Source organism: Anoxybacillus sp. (assembly GCF_036834105.1).
Taxonomy (GTDB): domain Bacteria; phylum Bacillota; class Bacilli; order Bacillales; family Anoxybacillaceae; genus Anoxybacillus.
Window position 1 is genome coordinate 1 of record NZ_DAITON010000225.1, and the last position, 1,916, is coordinate 1,916.

The window sequence follows — 1,916 nt, forward strand, 5'->3', positions numbered from 1 at the left end:
TTTTTTTGTTTGGTTGTAAATTTATGTTAGTAAATTTGCTCATCTACAGTTATTAATAACAAAACAGGCTAACTCGTTCCATGTCATCGTCTTGCATAGATGATGCTTCTTTAAAAAAGAAATCGTATGTTGATCTTCTTTCATCGTCTGACGCTCTAAAATCAACAATGGCTTATGAGCACACACCGATTCACTAACAATCCCCCACCCTGGTTTAGAAATAACAAGGTCTGCTGCGGCAATATAATGTTGCGACTCTACGTAGTCTTTCGGAATGGAAAAAACATTTGGCCCTTGCACTTGAACATTGGATGAAACGATAAACACACAATCAGGACTATCCCAGATCGGCAGACGCTCCAATCGCTCGATATCGATTTTCATGCCGAGTCCAAAGAAAACAACGAACTGATCGCCAGTTGGGTTTATAAGTTTCCTTATCCTATGAACTTCATTTTCATCTACATTTCTTGCAAAAAAGCCAAACTGCTTCGTTCCTTTCATCCCCCAATCCGGCTCTTCGCTTCCGGTCAAAGAAAAGAAATAAGTCATTTTTTCATAGGCTTTTTTTAGAGGTTCAAGCAGTGGATCAGCAATTAACCCTTGATACGCTGTATGCCAAGTAAAGCTGGATATACCAAGTGAAGGGATCCCTATAGTATACGCTGCCTCAAATGGAAAAGCGGAAATATCAGAAATGACTAAATCTACGCGATTTATCTGTAAAAAATTCCGTTCTCGTTCGATGAGGAGGGGCCACTTTGTGAGATATTTTTCGTATTCAACATTTAACTTTTCAACATCTGGCTCGATTGAATCTTTTCGCAACACATAACCAATATCCGTTTCAATCGTGCGAAATGCTACGCGATTCTCGTCCTTCAAAGACTCTCGCAAAAAGTGAAGAGCAAAAGAGTGACAAATAATAATCCTTATGTCTTCTCTCATTGCTAACAAATGACGAATGAGCGCAACACTTCTTGCCGCATGCCCAAAACCGTAATCAGAAATGTAGTAAGCAATCGTCTTCATCGCTTTATCTAAGCCCCTCTATTTCTTTGCATAAAAAAGAACGGGGAGAAAATCCCCGTTAACCATTAAGAAATCACTTTTGCCTTTGATTTTTGGAAGTGACGAATGACATCGTCCCAATCAAAATAAAGCCGCACAAAATCTTCATCACTAATACCAAAACCTGTTTGCACTTCAATAAACTCTAATTCCGTAATCGCACGAATCCCATGTTTTCGTCCTGCTGGAAGATGAATGATATCCCCGGCTTTTACACGAGTAATAGAGTCATCTAACGCAAGTTCCCCTTCACCGCGAACAATCGTCCATACTTCGTCTCGTAAATGATGATAGTGATAGCTTGAGTTTTTCCCTGCATGAATACAAATTCGCTTCGTTACCATTTCTTGTCCGTCTTCATATTTGGCATAGTCAAGAACGCGCGACCAGCCCCAAATCCGCTCTTCGTACATTGGAGGCTGATGAAAACCGTTAATTAAATCTTTAATTTTCGGACTGGAAGCTTTATCGGCAACCAAGATTCCGTCTGGGCTTGCTGCCACAACAAGATCTTTTGTACCAATCACTGTCACAGGAATATCAAGCTCATTAACTAAATGGGTATTCACCACATCTTCCGCTAATACGCCTTTCCCAATTTGCTTCGTCGCCATTTCCTCTGTCAGCGTATTCCATGTGCCAAGATCTTTCCAATAACCATCATACGGAAGCACGACAATATGGTTGGCTTTTTCGACTACCTCATAGTCAAAACTAATTTTCGGTAACGTGTCGTATTGATTAGAGAGTTGTTCGAAATAAACCGGTGCCCCCTTCTCTAACAATATATCCACCATATACTTCAATTTAAACGCAAATACACCGCAGTTCCAAAAAGCATTCAT

2 protein-coding genes are annotated in these 1,916 nt (G+C 40.2%); both read right to left on the bottom strand.

The features are described from left to right. Nucleotides 1-39 precede the first annotated feature (39 nt). Nucleotides 40-1,032 (bottom strand): hypothetical protein, encoded by a 993-nt coding sequence (locus V7Z64_RS13160; protein WP_297991032.1) that lies wholly within the window; start codon nt 1,030-1,032, stop codon nt 40-42. 65 nt (nt 1,033-1,097) lie between these two features. After that, on the bottom strand, nt 1,098-1,916 hold an 819-nt coding region (locus V7Z64_RS13165), incomplete at its 5' end, for a cupin domain-containing protein (RefSeq protein ID WP_334110728.1).

What these genes read in the sequence shown, in the direction of transcription:
- V7Z64_RS13160 (WP_297991032.1), bottom strand. Translation starts at nt 1,032, where the DNA reads ATGAAGACGATTGCTTACTACATTTCTGATTACGGTTTTGGGCATGCG.